This is a genomic window from Sporocytophaga sp., assembly GCF_017745095.1.
In the GTDB taxonomy this organism is placed as follows: Bacteria; Bacteroidota; Bacteroidia; order Cytophagales; family Cytophagaceae; genus Sporocytophaga.
Map to the genome: position 1 here is coordinate 169,869 of NZ_JAGHZZ010000005.1, position 17,859 is coordinate 187,727.

The 17,859-nt window shown below is 34.9% G+C and carries 18 protein-coding genes; 13 read left to right on the forward strand and 5 right to left on the reverse strand.

Annotated features, from left to right (window positions below):
• The first annotated feature begins 436 nt into the window (after positions 1-436).
• From J7604_RS09575 to J7604_RS09595, 5 genes are all read left to right on the forward strand, one after another.
• The gene (locus J7604_RS09575; protein WP_293894714.1) at positions 437-1,135 is read left to right on the forward strand and encodes a hypothetical protein; all 699 of its coding nucleotides are present in this window, start codon (positions 437-439) and stop codon (positions 1,133-1,135) included.
• 146 nt (positions 1,136-1,281) lie between these two features.
• On the forward strand, positions 1,282-2,007 hold the full coding sequence (locus J7604_RS09580) for an SDR family oxidoreductase (RefSeq protein ID WP_293894717.1): 726 nt from the start codon (positions 1,282-1,284) through the stop codon (positions 2,005-2,007).
• Positions 2,008-2,032: 25 nt separating this feature from the next.
• Entirely contained in the window at positions 2,033-2,479 is a 447-nt protein-coding gene (locus tag J7604_RS09585) for an SRPBCC domain-containing protein (protein WP_293894720.1), read from the forward strand.
• A gap of 178 nt (positions 2,480-2,657) precedes the next feature.
• On the forward strand, positions 2,658-4,538 hold the full coding sequence (gene mrdA / locus J7604_RS09590) for a penicillin-binding protein 2 (protein ID WP_293894723.1): 1,881 nt from the start codon (positions 2,658-2,660) through the stop codon (positions 4,536-4,538).
• A gap of 15 nt (positions 4,539-4,553) precedes the next feature.
• Complete coding sequence (locus tag J7604_RS09595; protein ID WP_293894726.1) at positions 4,554-4,751, forward strand: hypothetical protein; 198 nt, start codon at positions 4,554-4,556, stop codon at positions 4,749-4,751.
• A gap of 56 nt (positions 4,752-4,807) precedes the next feature.
• On the opposite strand, the gene J7604_RS09600 is transcribed toward J7604_RS09595, so the two are convergent.
• A complete protein-coding gene (locus tag J7604_RS09600) occupies positions 4,808-6,790 on the reverse strand; it encodes a T9SS type A sorting domain-containing protein (protein WP_293894729.1) in 1,983 nt (660 codons plus the stop codon).
• Positions 6,791-6,944: 154 nt separating this feature from the next.
• Here J7604_RS09600 and J7604_RS09605 point away from each other — a divergent pair, with 154 nt between their 5' ends.
• The 3 genes from J7604_RS09605 to J7604_RS09615 all read left to right on the forward strand — a co-directional run bounded on the left by J7604_RS09605 (position 6,945) and on the right by J7604_RS09615 (position 11,052).
• Positions 6,945-7,319 (forward strand): hypothetical protein, encoded by a 375-nt coding sequence (locus J7604_RS09605; RefSeq protein WP_293894732.1) that lies wholly within the window; start codon positions 6,945-6,947, stop codon positions 7,317-7,319.
• A 203-nt stretch (positions 7,320-7,522) separates the two neighbouring features.
• On the forward strand, positions 7,523-10,045 hold the full coding sequence (locus tag J7604_RS09610; RefSeq protein WP_293894735.1) for a glycoside hydrolase family 9 protein: 2,523 nt from the start codon (positions 7,523-7,525) through the stop codon (positions 10,043-10,045).
• A gap of 341 nt (positions 10,046-10,386) precedes the next feature.
• Positions 10,387-11,052, forward strand: coding sequence for a DUF6515 family protein (locus J7604_RS09615; RefSeq protein ID WP_293894738.1), 666 nt, complete (start codon positions 10,387-10,389; stop codon positions 11,050-11,052).
• 90 nt (positions 11,053-11,142) lie between these two features.
• On the opposite strand, the gene J7604_RS09620 is transcribed toward J7604_RS09615, so the two are convergent.
• Positions 11,143-11,943, reverse strand: a complete 801-nt coding sequence (locus J7604_RS09620; RefSeq protein WP_293894741.1) for a histidine phosphatase family protein — start codon at positions 11,941-11,943, stop codon at positions 11,143-11,145.
• A 198-nt stretch (positions 11,944-12,141) separates the two neighbouring features.
• The gene (locus tag J7604_RS09625) at positions 12,142-12,669 is read right to left on the reverse strand and encodes an SRPBCC family protein (RefSeq protein ID WP_293894744.1); all 528 of its coding nucleotides are present in this window, start codon (positions 12,667-12,669) and stop codon (positions 12,142-12,144) included.
• A 208-nt stretch (positions 12,670-12,877) separates the two neighbouring features.
• On the opposite strand from J7604_RS09625, the gene J7604_RS09630 reads away from it, so the two are divergent.
• From J7604_RS09630 to J7604_RS09640, 3 genes are all read left to right on the forward strand, one after another.
• A complete protein-coding gene (locus tag J7604_RS09630) occupies positions 12,878-13,093 on the forward strand; it encodes a DUF1653 domain-containing protein (protein WP_293894747.1) in 216 nt (71 codons plus the stop codon).
• Between the two features lie 200 nt (positions 13,094-13,293).
• Positions 13,294-13,539 (forward strand): hypothetical protein, encoded by a 246-nt coding sequence (locus tag J7604_RS09635; protein ID WP_293894750.1) that lies wholly within the window; start codon positions 13,294-13,296, stop codon positions 13,537-13,539.
• A gap of 223 nt (positions 13,540-13,762) precedes the next feature.
• Positions 13,763-15,100 (forward strand): MFS transporter, encoded by a 1,338-nt coding sequence (locus J7604_RS09640; protein WP_293894753.1) that lies wholly within the window; start codon positions 13,763-13,765, stop codon positions 15,098-15,100.
• An 88-nt stretch (positions 15,101-15,188) separates the two neighbouring features.
• Here J7604_RS09640 and J7604_RS09645 read toward each other — a convergent pair whose 3' ends face one another.
• Entirely contained in the window at positions 15,189-15,641 is a 453-nt protein-coding gene (locus J7604_RS09645) for a PepSY-like domain-containing protein (protein WP_293894756.1), read from the reverse strand.
• Positions 15,642-15,950: 309 nt separating this feature from the next.
• On the opposite strand from J7604_RS09645, the gene J7604_RS09650 reads away from it, so the two are divergent.
• Positions 15,951-16,352: a hypothetical protein gene (locus tag J7604_RS09650; protein WP_293894759.1), complete on the forward strand. Its 402-nt coding sequence runs from the start codon at positions 15,951-15,953 to the stop codon at positions 16,350-16,352.
• Positions 16,353-16,461: 109 nt separating this feature from the next.
• Here the strand turns inward: J7604_RS09650 and J7604_RS09655 are convergent, their stop codons facing one another.
• Positions 16,462-16,842, reverse strand: coding sequence for a helix-turn-helix domain-containing protein (locus J7604_RS09655; protein WP_293894762.1), 381 nt, complete (start codon positions 16,840-16,842; stop codon positions 16,462-16,464).
• Between the two features lie 106 nt (positions 16,843-16,948).
• Here J7604_RS09655 and J7604_RS09660 point away from each other — a divergent pair, with 106 nt between their 5' ends.
• Positions 16,949-17,791, forward strand: a complete 843-nt coding sequence (locus tag J7604_RS09660) for an MBL fold metallo-hydrolase (protein ID WP_293894765.1) — start codon at positions 16,949-16,951, stop codon at positions 17,789-17,791.
• Positions 17,792-17,859 lie beyond the last annotated feature (68 nt).

Sequence of the window (17,859 nt, forward strand, 5' to 3'; positions counted from 1 at the left end):
TGAAATTGCATTTTCTGAAAACTGGCTAAAGTCAAAAGGCCAATGAATTATTTTTCATAAATACGGAGGGAATAAACTTAATATGTCATGTAATAGAGCTTTTTAGTGATAATTCAGTGCTAGCTATGAGTGGAAGTTTTACCTGACATTTGTGGTAAAAGCTCACATTACGGAGCTTTTTGCTGTCTTTTGTTGGGGAAAAGTTCACATGACAAAGCTTTTTACTGACGTTTATGAGGCAAAAGCTCACATTGCGGAGCTTTTAGGTTATAATTGGAGATTATAGAGAATTTTCTTTTTTGTAAATTTGATGGAGAATATGGATTTCTTGAATGTACCTTCTAATGAATATTTTAGTATGAATAAATGAATATATACATACCGATAACGTATATAAGATCACAGTAAGATTTAAATGTGACTGATAATTTTATAAATGAGAGTACTATTATATGTTTTTTGTATTGCTTTCTTAACTGGCTGCGACACATCCAAATGGGAAAGAATAAAAGGTGTGGGTATTGATGATGAACCAAAATCAATCGACCCGATCTATTTTCAAAATCCAGATAACGGAGTTGTAGGAGGATATATTTTAGTCAAGGGAAATGCTCACAGAGGTTATGATGGAATGGAGTCAATACCACTTCTGTACGTTACAAAAAACGGCGGACACAATTGGGAAAAAGTATCTCTTCAATCAAATCTTAGAGGTAGAATAACATATGTTTATTTAAACAGTGATACCTTAATTTGCGTGATGGAAGACTCGACAATTGTATTGTCTGTTGATAGAGGGAAAACAAATGATTACATTAAAAGTGATCATGAATACCAATTTTTTAAACAAAGATATTTTGCCTTCAATCGCTATCAGATCAGCAATCCGATTATTGAATTGTACAATGTTCAATATTCGATTAAAGAGATTTATGAAAATGAATTTTCAACTGTAGTTGTCTGTCGTGGTCCAGAAACCTTAGTAGACTATTACTTTGTTTCATTTGATAATCGGAAGTCCTGGAAATACCTTCAAAAGGATTATGGGAACGTACGAAAAAAGTTCCTTTACAAGGACATGTATTTGTTTTCCTATGATTACCCTTTTGGTTTGAGCAGACTAAAACTGAAGTAGGAGAAACGAACGCAAATAATTTGTGTGGGTTATTGATTGGGCGAAGAGTAATGAGGGGAATTATTTAAAGTTCATCTTTTAAATAGACTTCAGGTAATAATAATAAATTTATAAGCAATAATTCACCACACATAAAAGGAATTCAAATGAAAATATCAGGGAAAAAAATACTGGTTACAGGAGGCGCATCAGGCATTGGATTAGGCCTAACAGAAAGATTTATAAAAAATAATAATACTTTAATCATTTGTGGCAGAAGGGAATCTGTGCTGAGGGAAGTACAAAGTAAATTTCCGGGATTAATTATAAAGGCTTGTGACCTTGCAGTAGAAAGTGAAAGGGTTGCCTTATATAATTGGATACAGAAAGAACATCCTGATCTTAATGTTCTCGTTAACAATGCTGGAATACAAAATTGGATGGCAGTGACAGACGATGATTTCTATTCTAAAGCGATGGAAGAGATTGAAATAAATATTAAAGCTCCCATCCATCTTACATCATTGTTTATTAATCTAAAATCACTTGAGACTGTAATGAATGTGACTTCCGGATTATCATTTACTCCATTGGTTAAAACTCCTGTTTATTCGGCAACCAAAGCATTCTTTCATTCTTTTACCTTATCATTAAGAAAACTTTTGCAAAGTAAAAATATCGATGTATTAGAAATAATTCCTCCTGCTCTTAATACAGACCTTGGCGGCAAGGGACTTCATGATTATGCTCCTCCTGTTTCTGATTTCATTGATTCAATATTCAAACAAATAGAAGAAGGTAAAAAAGCTTTAACGTTCGGTTTCAGTGAAAACATGATAAAAGCAGGACCGGAAGAATTGAAGCAAGCATTTGAAAGAATGAATAATAATTAGATTTATCCTTCTTAATATAAATTGAATGGAAAAAATTATAAAAAATACTATCGAGATTAAAGCAGAAAAGGATCAAGTCTGGGATATGCTTACCAATCCTGAGCAGACTAAGAAATATATGTTTGGGTGCGAAACAGTATCAGATTGGAAAACAGGAAGTCCATTGTTATGGAAAGGCCACTATGAAGGGAAGGATATGATTTTTGTAAAAGGAACTATTCTGGAAATCAATTTAGGAAAACGTTTAAAGTATACAGTTATAGATCCTAATGCATCTTATCCCGATATTCCTGATAATTACTTAAATGTAACATATGAACTTTCAGATAATGATGGCAAAACAGTATTGACTGTCACTCAGGATGGATATGACAAAGTTGCTGAGGGAGAGAAGCGATTTAAAGAATCTTATAATAACGGCGAAGGATGGACTCCGATTCTCGTTGCTATTAAAGATCTTCTGAAAAAATAATTTTAGTGATTCATCTGTATAAAAAGGCATTGAATAAAATCAATGCCTTTTTTTTGTCATTAGCTCTAGAGAAAAAGTTCCCTCTCTTAATAATTTTTTCTCTTTCTATAATTGAAATACTTGCATCATAATGGAACTAAAACGCCTTAATAGTCCTTTCAATAGGATCATTAGGAATATGGAAAGAAAATTCGTAGTACAAGGAATCTTTATAGTTGTAGCGGCAATATTTATCATACGCCTTTTTTTACTTCAGGTAGCCAGCTCTGAATACAAAGAAATGGCTCAGCGTAACGCCACAAGAAGGATGATAGATTATGCCCCTAGAGGTGTAATATATGCGAGAGATGGAAAACCTCTTGTTACAAATACTACAGTATTCGACCTTATGATTGTTCTTAAGGAAACTAAAATTAAGGACACCACAGAGTTCTGTCAAAAGCTACACATGACTAAAGATGAACTCTATAAAGTCATTAAAGAAATCAGAAAAGATAAAGCATGGTCACGTCCTACGGCCTTGATTAAACAGCTGTCGTTCAACGATCTGGGGAGGATTCAGGATGTGCTTGTGGATTATAAAGGATTATATACCCAAACCAGGATTATCAGAAACTACGAACAGCATGTAATGGCTAGTGCCCTGGGCTATATAGGGGAAATCAGTAAGAAACAACTGGATGATCAGAAGGAAAACTATTATTCTAAAGGTGACTATTTAGGTATCAGTGGTCTTGAATCTTTCTATGAAGAGGAATTAAGAGGTAGGAGAGGTGTTAAGTATTTGATGGTAGATGTGAAGGGGGCAGAGAAAGGATCTTTGTTGGATGGTAAATATGATACAATACCCGTCCCTGGTAAAGATCTTTATACTTCTATCGATGGCGATCTTCAAGCTTATGCTGAGAAACTTATTGCTTATAAAAAAGGAGGTATAGTTGCCATTGAGCCTTCCTCTGGTGAAATTCTTGCATTTGTTTCTGCACCAACGTATGATCCGAATATGCTAGCAGGAAGAAAATTTGCAAAAAATGCATTCGCTTTGCAAAAGGATACATTAAAGCCTTTGTTCAACAGACCACTGATGGCAAAGTATCCTCCGGGATCTATATTTAAACTCGCTCAGGCATTGATCGGCTTACAATTAGGGGTGATCAACGAACATACATTATTTCCTTGTAATAAAGATATGGTCAATTGTCATAATCATGCTTCACCTCTTGATTTAAGGGCCTCAATTCAGCATTCCTGCAACCCATATTATTATCAGGTCTTCAGAAAGATCATCAATCAGGATAAGTTTGCTGATAAATTTAAAGATACTGAAGTTGGGTTTGAAGAGTGGTATCACTTAGTTAGAAATTTTGGATTCGGACAAAAGCTAGGTGTAGATATTCCTAATGAAAAAGCAGGATCTATCCCGAGTAATGCTTTTTATGATAAGATATATGGCCATCATCACTGGAAATTTTCTACTATTTATTCCCTTGGAATAGGTCAGGGAGAAATTGGTATGGTTCCTTTGCAAATGGCAAATTTTGCAGCATGCCTTGCCAATAAAGGATATTACATTGCTCCGCACTTTGTGAAAGGAATAGGGAAAGATCATGAGCTTGCTGAAAAGTATAAAGAGAAGCATTATTCAGGGATTGATTCAAAATACTTTGATATAGTCGCAGATGGTATGGAAAAGGTAGTAAATGAAGGTACGGCAGCTGCATCTAAGATCCCTGGAATCACGATTTGCGGAAAAACTGGTACGGCCCAGAACCCACACGGAGAAGATCACTCAGTCTTTATCGCTTTTGCTCCAAAAGAAAATCCGAAGATTGCCATTGCTGTTTTTGTTGAAAATGCTGGGTGGGGAGGTGCTTGGGCTGCTCCGATTGCCAGTCTTATGATAGAGAAGTATCTTACTGATACTATTACCAGAGGGCCATTGGAAAAGAAGATTTTGGAAAAGCATTTTTATGAGCCTAAGCCTGTTAAGAAAACAATTGAGGTTTATGCAAAAGAACATGATAAATCGAAAGATGTTAATAAGGATAAACTGAATTAATAACCACAAACTATAATGGAAGAAAAGGAAAGGTTAAAGGAAATGTTGTTCAGAAAAATAGAAGCATTATCCGTAGAACAGCTTAAAGCTTTAGATATATACCTGGACTATTTGCAAAATGATGGGAATATAAAATCAGGCAATCCAAAGGAAGATTCACTTCTTAAAAAACTGGATGAGAAGAGGGAAAACGATAGAACTAAATTTTTATAATTAAATAAATAATAGCAAAGCTTCCTATTACTGGAAGCTTTGCTGTTTTACACAGTTTATTTTGTAAGTACAATTTTTTTGATGAACTGCTTTTTACCTGATGTGTACTTGCAAATATAAACGCCTTGAAGATATTGCGAACCATTCCAGGTAAACTGAATAGTTTCGCCTTCCGCAACATTTGCTTCTAGTAATTTTTCAACGAGCGTTCCATCTGCTTTATAAATTTCTGCCTTGGCAATTCCGTTCTCATTATTCAATACAGAGAAAGAAAAATTATCTGAAGATGGGTTAGGATAAGCTTCAAAGCCAGCCGCCTCCGTACTTGAAGTGTTATTGATATCATAACCTGCGTCTGCACTTCTTAAAGGTGGCGTAGAAATTACATATACAAATACATTGCTGACCGGTCCTGGAGTACCTGTTCCACTTGGTTGAGAATAAGGAGTTGCGCTGATATTATAGTTGCCTGTTGTTACAGGCCATGGATTATAATCGCCATCAGTGTCACCTGCAAGAGAGAATGGAGCTGTATTTTCTGTTCTGTATGGTATCGAATTTAAATGAAATACTACGCTTCCAGGTGTTGTTGTAGGATTCCAACGAACATTGATCTGCAAAGTATCAGGCTTGAATATATAATCATTATTGTGTAGCCAGGCTATGTCTTGATTGGTGGTAGCGTTTACAAGTGTAAAGTATGGAACGTTGGTTGACGGTTTGGTAGGATTGTAAAACCAAAGTCTCATCTTTCTTTCCTCGGGATTAGATGAAAAAGCTAAGCGAGTGGTGAAATATATATTCCCCTCGGCATTCCTGATATTACTGGATCCTGCAAATGATGTTCCATATAACTCTCTGAGTGATGTTGAATTTTCTGTTGTCAGATCAGTTTGATATATCTCATCAAAGGTTTCAACTCCACCAACAGTTGCATTATCAGTAAAGAAAAAGAGCTTATCAGTAGACTCAAGAACAGATCCATAAAAAAAGTCTGAATATGTGTAAAAATTTACGGTTCCAGGACCTGTTCCATCAGATTTTTTCAATGGTAATTGAAATAAGCTGCTGGCAGTCATGACAAGCGTGTTGTTCGTAACAAATATCGGACTCAAAGCGATATCAACAAATATATTATGCTTTATTTCAACAGTGCCTGCAGTAGTCCCATCGCTGCTCCATAGAGATACAAAGTCAACTCCGGTATTTTCTATAAAGTAATAATACAGTTTATCCTTATACTCCATAAGTTGGCTGAATTGAAAGGTTACAAAATCATCGCTGTATGATTTAATGATACTTGTCCCAGCGGTAGTGCCATTGGATTTCCAAAGTTCTCCATAATTGGTAAATCCTATGGTGTATTCATTTGAAAAGAAGATTGTACCGTTTACATCTGTCAGATCAAGACCAAATGCAGTGAATGGAAGATCCACAGCCATTACCGTACTAGCTGTTGATCCTGTACTTTTCCATATGTTAAATCCTCCCGGACCTCCAAAAGCGGGAAAGTACAAGGTGCCTGATGATATGATAATATTATTGGCAAGACCATCACCAGCTCCTGTGTTAATATCTTTTACTATATTAAGTACATTGGATAAGTTTAGTCTCCAAAGTTCATAACCAGTGACACCATCATTTATACCTAAGTATAAGGCTCCATTGTATACGATCAATGGGTTTATCGTTGGATAAGCTGCAATTTTGGTTGTATTGACCGCAGTACCATTTGTCCGCCATAAGGCTGTTTTACCATCTGACTGTTGAGTAGTGAAGAAAATGAAAGTCCCCAATCTTAGATTGGTAACATTTAAGAAAGGTTCTCCTGTCTTTTTTATAAAATAGGTTGAAGCTGCGGTACCATTAGAAGTCCAGAGAGAGTCTCCGCTTGTAAAAAATAATCGACCTTCCGTTGTTGTGAAGTTGGTACTTCCTGTGGGAATTACTTTCATTAATACAGGTTGGGCATTGGCTTTTCCTAAAACCAACGAAGCAATTACAGTTAAAACTGTCAGTGTCTTTTTTAAGATTTTCATTTCAGGTTATTTGGTTGAGCTCTAAAAACTATTGCCCTGTGTAATTGTTTCTTTATCAAGAGGTCAACAAAAAGGTCTTTGGAGGTCAAAATCAGATATCCTCTTTTATCTTTTTTCCGTATTAAGTTATTAATGGATATAAATTGAGCACATTATGCGCAAAACATTACTTTTAGTAGGAATTTTTATTCTTCAAATAAACTTTACTTTAAAGGCTCAGGATAACCTTTACAAAGTATCGAACATCAGCGGAATTAAATTGAGGGAAGTTCCGGCTGCAAATGGTCAGTATGTTGTGTACATTGCGGAGAACGAAAGTGTCTTATTACTTTCTAAGCTGCAAGGTGATTGGTGTAAGGTGAAATACAACGGAAAAATAGGCTTTACGCTTTTTGAATATTTAAAAAAGGCAGAAGTCAAACCAGTTGTCAAGGCTGATACCACCAAAGTTGCTCCGGTAAATGAAGGGCCTAGTAAAGAAAAAGAAGGAAAACATCGCAAACATAAGGAAAAACATAAATCGCAATAAAATTAATTAACCTCTTTTTTAATGAAGATTACCCTTATTAAGGAAGAGGTTTGTTATGTCTTTTAAATTCTCTTTTACGTGAACTTTTAACTTATCATTCTGACTACTAAGCATCTAAAAGTAGTTTATTGAATTTTATTAATAAAAAATATAACTTTTTCCTCTAAAAATGTATTTTTGTGCAAAAGTTAAGCTTTGAAAGAATGAATTCAATACGCATACTACCGCTCTTATTTTTTATTTTTCTGGGAATCAATCTTTATGCTCAAACGGGCATATTAACTGATTTTTCTGGGAATACTACTTCCGGATGGGCCGGGACTAATCCTTCCCACTTTGGCTTAAGTGCAGCAAATCAGGAATTAAAAATAATCTGTTCCAGTACTAGTTATGAAAATCTGGAATTTGAATTTACGCCAATATCTATTGTTGCTAATCCAGTAGTTTCACTTAAAGTAAAAGCCGCAAGTAATTTCAGCTTAAGAGTGGACCTTCAGGATGCCTCTGGTAAATGGACAGGACTATCTTCACAATCCAAATCAGTTACAGGAAATGGAGTTTATCAGACTTTGTCATTTGATTTTAAGGATAAATTTCCTTCAGGCTTTGATGCCGCTCATATTGTAACAGCTACATTTTTCTTTAATGCAGGGACTAGTTATACAGGAACTGTATATTTCGATGATGTGACTGTCGGTGATCCTCTACCTTATTTGCCCGGGAAAATATTAATTAATCAGATTGGTTATGAACAAGAAGGTCCTAAAGTAGCGATCTACCAATCAAACCTTATAGCACTTTCCACTGATAGCTTTTATGTGGTAGATAATACCAATAAAATTGTTTACAGAGGGCTGGGGACTTATGAGGGACAGGTAGCCGGCTGGACTACCGGTAACTACTGGAAGTTAAACTTCTCTGACTTTGAAAGTATAGGAAGTTATAAAGTTAAAATGAAAGCAGGGAATCTGTATTCTTATACATTTAAAATTGATCAAAACCTTTTATTTACAGAGACTGCTTCCAAAGTTGTTTCATTTTTTAATAAAATGAGACATACCGGAACTTCAGACAAGACTTTATCTTTTAATGGTTCCAGAAATGACATAGTTGATGTACATGGTGGCTGGAAAGATGCAACTGGTGATCCGGGTAAGCACATGTCACACCTTTCTTATGCCAATTACTTCAATCCTCAGCAAATTCCTTTTGTTGTTTGGAGTCTTCTTAAATCTTACTCATTAAACCCTGATGCATATGCTTCATTCGATGATGCATTGCACTCAGAAGCAGCATTTGGTGCCGATTATATTGTTAGAAACGTTGACCCTGCAGGGTATCTGTATTTATCTGTATTTGATGATTGGGGTAGCGGTACAGCTGTAAGGGAAATAACAGAGTGGGGGCAAGCTCCTGCCTGTGACTATTGCCGTACGCCGAACTATCAGTCAGCTATGCGTGAAGGTGCAGGTATGGCAATTGCTGCATTAGCAAGATCGTCACGTATGAATCTTTCTGAAGGAGAATATACACCGGCTCAATACCTGGCTAAAGCAGAGGTTCTTTACAATCATTTGAAATCACCAGGAGCGAGTGGTTATGCGACAAAGAATTTAGAGTACTGTAACGATCATACTGAAAATATAATTGATTTTTACTGTGGCCTCCTTGCTACTATAGAATTATATCAGGCTACTCAGAATGCTGCCTATCTTGCCGACGCTTCAGCTTATGCAACTAAGCTTATGGCGTTGCAAAAAACGGAAGGTTATCTTTCTTCAAATGTCGCAGGTACCAGGCCGTTTTATCATGCAGCGGATGAGGGGTTACCTGTTATTTCTTTAATTGAGTATGCTCAGGCAAATCCTTCTCAGAGATCTGCTGTTGCTGGCTTTATCTTAAAGTGGATAGATTGGTATAAATCTCTTTCTACAGAGGTGAATAATCCTTTTTCATACGTAAGAGAATTTGGTAGTCCTTATAAAGATGGGACTTCATTACCTGCAGCTAAATCATTTTTCCTTCCACATGCTAATGAAACAGGTTACTGGTGGCAGGGAGAAAATGCCCGTCTGGCCTCTATGACAAGTGCATTACTTGCTTCCTATCGATTCCTTGGAAATTATGATTTTTCAGGAGATTTTGACAATGAGTTTGCCATCTCGCAAATTGACTGGATTTTAGGGAAAAATCCATTTGATGTATGCATGATGACTGGAGTTGGTACGACTACTTATCCTACATATCTTAGCGGTGGAAAGGGCCCTAATTATGTAGGGGGGATTTGTAATGGTATTACTGCTAAAGATAAAAGTGAAACTGATATTGATTGGGCTCCATTTGCAACTTCAGATTGGCAAAACTGGAGATGGGTAGAACAATGGCTTCCTCATGATGCCTGGTTTATGGTTTCTATAGCTCAGTTAAATGCTATTGTTGAAGACGTTGAACCTCTGCCTTTAAACATTTCATCAGCCAATAGGGAAAATGAGGGAACTATTATATGTTATCCTGTGCCATTTCAAAATGAGCTTTCTATACAAATGCCTTCAGGTATATTCCCGGAACTAATTAAAATAGTGAATGTACTTGGAGATACATATAAGTTTATTGAAAAACCTGCAGTAAATACATTAAATATTTCTACAGAAAATTGGGCTCCAGGACTGTATTTTGTAGAAGTGCATCTTCAAGGTAAAGTAAAAACCATTAAAGTAGTAAAATAATTATTTACTCCTTATCATATAACCCTCCTGATAACTTGGTTTTCAGGAGGGTTTTGTTTTAAGTACCAATTAATCCTGCCATAATTAAGATTTATACTTTATCTTCTTATTTTCATATACAAAGTATTTGAAAGCATAGAGAAACTAATATTAATTAATGACCAAACCTGAAAAATCAAATCTATAGATGCTTTGAGTATTATAGGTTCTTTATTAGTAATGGATTGATTTTGAGGAGTATGTTTTTTGATGAAAAGTTAGACTAAATCCTCAAAAATATCATATGAAGAAGTGGTCCCAAACTTGTTATTTATATGACAGGACTTAAAAAAATTACTCTTATGAAACCGATCATTTATTCAGCAGGACTTTTTCTAATGGTATTTGGATTAAACATTGCCGCTCAAGCTCAGCATGGAAGAGGTCATGATAATCGTAACCACCAAAATCAAAATAATCATAACAGAGGAAATAATCATGGACATCAATATGCTCATGCTGATTTCAATAGAAATCATGGTCACTCTAACGGTCCTGTCTATGTAGATAGAAGAGTAACCAATGTTTATCATGCCCCTAACAGATACGGTGCAATGCCTGTCTATAGAAGCAGTGTTGCCTATGCTCCCTCGACTTCAATAATTATTTCAAATAGAGGTATTAACTTTCGTTACTCCAACGGGATTTTCTATCAGCCGATGAATGGCTCTTATGTGGTATCATCAGCTCCATGTGGTATAAGAGTGAGAAGTATTCCTGTAAACAGCATGAGAGTATATGTTTCAAATGTTCCATATTATTACTATTATGGATCTTTTTATACTCAATCTGCTAATGAATATATTGCTGTGCAACCTCCAATGGGTGCTAGGGTGGACTTCCTACCTGAAGGTGCAATGAAAGTATTTGTAGAAGGAAATACTTATTACGAAGTTAATAATACATATTATAAAGCCTTTGCTGATGAAACAGGTGCTGTATGGTATGAAGTAGTGGGACAGAAGTAATGGGCAACTAAAAAATAATAAAAACAAAAATGGGATACGTTGATGAATTCAACATATCCCATTTGTTTTTGGATCAACAATTTTAGGGATCTATTCCTCTACTTTAACCAGAATGGTCGTTCCGAAATAGTCGTTACCAGTATCCTCTACAACTTTCCATCCCATCTTTTTCAAATCTTTCTTCAGATATCTATTAAGCAGTCCGTGAGCGGTAAGCACAACTTTAGCATTGTCTTTACTTGCATTATTAAGTATGGAAGCTCCTTTATGTGCTCTATCCTTGGCTTGGGAAAAACTTTCGATTCCTTTTGCTCGATTGATACCCAGCATCCATTTAATTCGGGAGGTGGTAGTCCATCTTTTTATCGAATGTTTTTTCTTCGATTCGGACTCTTTAATTCTGTTTTCAAATTCTCTGAAATATGGAGAAACTGTAATTTCTTTATCTGTTCCGAAAAGGTAATGAGCAGTTGTAAGTGCCCTGTTGATAGGACTGGAAAATATTTTTACATCTTCATTGGCTCCAAGTTCGAAAAATGGTTTTTCCGGAACTATTATACAAACACTGTCATAGCATTTTAAAAACTGGTTAGCTTCAGAACATGTGTATTGCCCTGTTTTTACCATATCCGGCTCACCATGACGGATGATTGCTATCTGGCGTAATTTACTATAATCTTGTATGATGTTGTCTTCTTCTTGTATAAACCTTAGACTTTGACACATAGGTTTGCCATTAGCTTTAACAATAGGTGCTGTCTTGCTTAATGCATCATATTTCTTTTCTATTTTTTCAATAGTAGCATTCGGAGTATCATTTTTTCCTTTTGATTTGCTAAGACCAGGCGCTACCAGTAATGCTAGTGAGAAGAAGATAGTGTGTATTTTCATTTCTTTTAAACCAGCAAGATTTGTGTTAAGTTTCAGTCTTCAAAAATCTTAGCAGATTTCTTTATTTTGATTGGATTGAACTTTTGATAATGTTCTTGAAGCCTAATAATGTAAAGGGATGTAGAAGGTATTGCTGAAATATAAAAAAAACTCACATTCCTATTATTGGATAGTGAGTTTTACAATTTGTAACTTCTTTTACTTTTCCAGAATCGTCTTCAGGGTATGCAGGCTTTTATCCATTGATTTTTCAAGGTTACCAGACATTATCAGTGTCATGAGATTAATTGGATATTTGCTGGTCCCATTCATTCCCCATTTTACCTTTGTGGCGTTAGGACCTTCAGATTCCGTAGCGAAGTATGCATTGGCTGTACTTTCCATTGGTTTAACAAATCTTAGTTCCAGATCAACCTTTTCTCCTTCTTTTATATTTTTGATTTCCTGTTCACCTTTACCAGATTTTTCACCATCCCATGCAAATACAAATCCAACGTTACCATCAGTACCTCTATAGTCTTTATTCATCGCAGTGTCCATCAGTACATATTCACTGAAATAAAGCTGGTTTTTAACATGCTTGATATAGTCAAATACCTGCGATTTAGGCTTATTGATTGTAATCTCCCTTTCAATTGCATATTCCTTTGGTACGAAGATCGCAACAATCAGAAAAAGCGCTATTAGACCTAAAATCCCTAGTAAAATGAATCCTAAAATTTTCATATTTTTAAAATGTTTTTTGGTTATTGATGTTACAAATATCAGAGCTTCCTTTTAAATATTTAGATTGGGAAAACGACAATCCTGAGGGGGATTTCTGACAATTGATGTTAATTTGATTTCGTTGAAGAAAGTTTTTTTATAATGAAATTATTTTCCTGAAAATGACCAAATTTTGATATTGAAAGGCAAATTATAAAATAATAATGAAATGATAGAACCTGGAAAATACAAACATTATAAAGGCAATTATTATAAGGTTATAGGGGTGGCCAAACATAGCGAAACTATGGAAGATATGGTCTACTACCAGTGTCTGTATGGTGATTATGGTTTCTGGGTGAGACCGTTAAAAATGTTTGAAGAAACCGTTAGAATTGATGGAGAATTGGTGCCGAGGTTTAAGTTTGTTGAAAAACTTGATTGAATTTTAATATAGAATTTTTGCTCAAAGTAGTTTTTTTTAGTTTTTTGGCTGAAAATGTATTCTATCTATCTGGATAGATAAGATAGATAGAATAAAAAATGTGAGATCAAAAACAATTTGAGTGAAATTAAGTTGTTCCGTCAATAGTTTAGAATTTTATTCGTTGGTTATTTGATTGAATAATTTAAACTGAGCCACTTATGGAAAATTATCATGTCAAAATTTTTAAGTCCAGCAAGCGAATTGGCATAAAGGAAGTCACAGCTGCTTCTATTGATCAGGCAGAGGCATTTCTGCTAAAAAAGATGAAAGAAACTTTTTGTCAGGAAGATAATGTGAGAAACCTCATCCAGGTAATTCACCTGGTAAAAGAAGATTTTGAACGGCAAATCAAAGTTGAAATTCCCGGAGAAGAAAAACTAACAATGACCATATGGAAAGGCTAAATGCCTTTCTTTTTTTATACATACGTCTAAAATTCTTGAGTTTTTGGGCTGTTGTAATTTAATGTATTGTTAATCAGCTGTTTGTTTTTATTGTTTAACCTTTTTGATTCTGATCTGAGAATTATTTCATTTTTTAAGCGGTAAATACGTAAAAATAAATTAAGTAAAAATACGTATTTATATTTTTTGTTTCTTATATTTGAGAAACAAAAGACAAAACCATATGCAAATCTCCAAGGCAACTAAAATTGAGCTTTTGAACTTTAAAAGTGTTCCAATGAAGGCTTTTCATGCTTCCTGGCTTACATTTTTTATATGTTTTTTTGCATGGTTTGGCTTAGCTCCATTGATGCCTGAGATTAAGAAAGAACTTAATCTGACTAAAACACAAATTGCCAACATTTCAATGGCAGCTGTGTCTATGACTGTTTTTGCTCGTTTGCTGATAGGCTGGTTGTGTGATAAAATAGGGCCTAGGTTGTGCTACGTAATATTACTTAGCGCAGGGGCGCTGCCCGTAATCATGATAGGTTTGGTTAATAGCTATGAATCCTTTCTGATTGGCAGATTATTTATCGGGTTGATCGGTGCTTCCTTTGTAATTACTCAGTATCATACTTCTGTGATGTTTGCGCCGAATATAGTCGGCACTGCTAACGCAACTACTGCAGGCTGGGGAAACCTCGGTGGTGGTGTAACTCAAATGGCAATGCCTGCAATTTTCGCAGGTATTGTTTCACTGGGTTTTACAGCATCTGAAGCATGGAGAATTGCCATGATTTTTCCTGGACTAGCATTATTGCTAATGGCTTATGTCTATTTCAAATACACCCAGGATACTCCTGAAGGAAATGTTCTTGAGTTAAGAAAAAAGAACCCGGAATTCAGAGCTAAAAATCCTGATATCAAAGGAAGTTTCTGGATGGCCTGTAAAGATTATAGAGTGTGGATATTAGGCTTGGTATACGGAGCTTGTTTCGGAATAGAATTAACCATTGATGGAATTGCTGCAATATACTTTACTGAAGAGTTTAACACTCCATTAATGATAGCAGGTATTATAGCTGCATCATTTGGAATGATGAACCTTTTTGCAAGAGCACTAGGAGGAATTTATTCTGATAAGGTCAGTCAAAAATTCGGACTGAGAGGAAGGGTCGTTTTGTTAGGCGCTTTTCTTTTACTGGAAGGGATTGGTATCATGTTATTTTCAGAAATGACACTCCTTCCTTTGGCTATCCTTACTATGATTTTGTTTGCTTTGTTCGTTAAAATGTCTAATGGCGTCACTTATTCAATCGTGCCCTTTGTGAATAAAAAGGCTTTGGGTAGTGTGGCTGGTATTGTTGGGGCAGGAGGAAATATTGGCGCCGTTTTAGCTAACTCTCTTTTTACTGTACACTCATATCGCTTTGGTTTATTTATAATCGGAGCAGTTGTTTGTGGCATCTCTGTATTGTCTCTTTTCTTGAAGTTTCCTAATGAAGAATCTGCAGCTATTCCTGTAACCATAGGAGAATCAAAAGAAGCTGAAAAAGTCAGACAATTAACTAAGGTTTAGTAGTAGTATTTATAATAAGCTGTTAGGTTAAAGTAAGGAATCAGTACATGATAACTGGTCATCATGTCTGATTCCTGAAATTTTATAATTAACTTTTATTTTTCTTAACAAGAGTTCCTTCTGGATCAAAGTACACATCATATTCCTGCTCGCCTTGCTTTACCTCAATCTTGTATAAAGTCTTTCCTTGAGGTTTTTCTTTCTTTTCTACTTCTTTAACAGTCCATGATTTATACTCTGACTTGTTAAGACCGTTTCTTACTTTTTCAGGCAGATCTTTTTCAGTTAGCTCTACTTCAGTTGAAACCCAATTACCAGTATTGTCAAGTTTTACTTCATAGTCCTGACCATCCTTGGTGAACTCAGCTTTGTAGTTGTTGTCCTTCTTTTCCCATTTGATATCACCAGACTTAAGGTCGGGATATTTCTGCGTCAAAGCCGAAGACACTTTACTCGGTACACTTTTAGAATCAACAACATCCTGGGCCTTCATTGTATACCCTGCCACCACTAATCCAATCATTAAAAGCACCTTTTTCATGTTCGTTCTTTTTGTTTTTCTAAGCTTACCAAAAAGCCTCGAAAAAATAACCGGTGGATTTTGAGAAGTGTTTGTTGGGTTGATTTAATGTGTTGATTGTTAGTTGTTAAAGCTTGTTTTGTTGATTCTTAAAAACTAAATTTAGGGTTACTTTTTTCTCATAGATGGATGTGCACTGCTTGAGAATTCTTGAGCTTAGATTTTTTAAAGTCTATTTGGATATCATTATTTTTATTCTTTGTTCTGTGCAATGTAGAGTAGACAGAGATCAGATCCTTCAGTAATTGATGTATAATCAAATTTTTAAAAATGGAAGAGTTATTATATTCAGATTTAAATGGGAAGTATTTTTTGCTTGATTATTCCCCAAGTCATAGTGAAATTGTTATTCGTAGAATTAATAAATCTGATTCAAATAATATTTTTAATATAGACCTATTTTTTAAATCAGTAGATAATATGAATATCGCAACTAAACTAAGTGGTATTAATATATACAAAGTTGCCCGAAACAATGATTTAGATCTTATGTCCAATCATTATGAAAGAAAGGAGATTTACAAGATTGTTGATAGTGTGGGAAACATTGGTTTTGTAGATGCAGGTGTTTTCGTTGTGTTTCATAATAAATTAGATTTATTAACAACAAGCCTTGGTGATTTTACCTGGTCAAATGAAAATGTTGAAGTTTTTTCAAACGTTATCAATTGAACATGTTCATCATATATAGGTTACTCATATGAATGTTTGATTTTGTTATCAAAGGAAAAATAATTCCCACAGTAAAGAATAACTAATGAAACTTGTATAGAGATAGAAATTAAAGTTTGTCAATATTAATTACTGTTCCGTCTTTTTCTCCTAATATTCTTCCCCATTTAGCGATAGCTTCCAGCGCTGGTATAAGGGTTTTGCCAAATTCTGTTAAAGAATATTCCACTCTAAATGGAGACTTAGTGCCATATACCTTTCGCTCAATCAGTTTGTCTGCTTCCAAAGCTTTAAGTTGAATGCTAAGCATCTTTTCAGTAATGTCCGGAATATGTTTCTTTAGCTCTGTAAAGCGAAGTGTTTCATTTTTTAAATACCAAAGTACTACACTTTTCCATTTACCTCCTATATAATCCATTGTTATATCCATAGCACAATGATAAGTTTTACCATTAAGTTCGTATGCGAGATTTTGTCCATTTATGATCATACCTGAAAAAAGTTAGAGCTGTCAACTTTGACAGTTATTGTGAGGTTAATATACAATATTTATGTTTGCTGCTGTACCGTTTACACTTAATTTAAATCAAACAGATATGAAAAACAAAATCCACACCCACACTTCCCTGGAACCAATGTTAAAGGTCAATGCTTTTATAGTTGAAACATCTAGAGAATTGATTATAATCGATACTACACTAACTATGAGCGATAGTATCGCTCTAAAACAAAAGGCTGAAAGCTTAAATAAACCAATAGCAGGAATTGTACTCACCCATGGACACCCAGACCATGTTGCAGGTACATACAACCTCGATCCAAAGGGAAATATTCCAATTTATGCATTACCATCAGTGAAAGAGCTAATGGAAGATACAGAAGAAGAAAAACATAAACAATGGTCCGGAATGTTTGGAAGCGAATGGATACCTAAATGGGTTTATCCTAATCAAATGGTACATGATGGAGAAACCGTAAGTATTGCAGGAGTAAACTTTTTTGTCATAGATATTGGTTCAGGAGGAGATAGTGATGCCAATTCCATTTGGTTGTTGGAGGATGAGAATAAAGCAGCATTTTTAGGTGACTTTATTTATTCCAATAACCATACTTATATGAATGATGGAAGTATACTTCGATGGCTTGCGAATCTTGAAAGGTTGTCACCAGTCCTTAAAAAATTTAATAAGTACTTTGTAGGGCATGGAAGTACAGCAGATTTTTCATTTATCTCAAAACAAAAAGAATATTTTTTAAATTACTGCGGTACTTTATTAGATATAACTAAAGGTACAGGCACATTCGATGAAGAAACCAAGAAGAAATTTGAACAAAAAATAATTTCTGATTTTCCTCAATATGGTTGTCAGTTCATGGTAGGATTATCCGCCGACAAAGTAGCAAGTGAACTCTTATCTAAAAGTTTGATTTTGGATTAATTCATAACCTGTATTTATAAGTCTTACGAAGTTAATGATAGATACAAATTCAATAATTCAAAAAAATA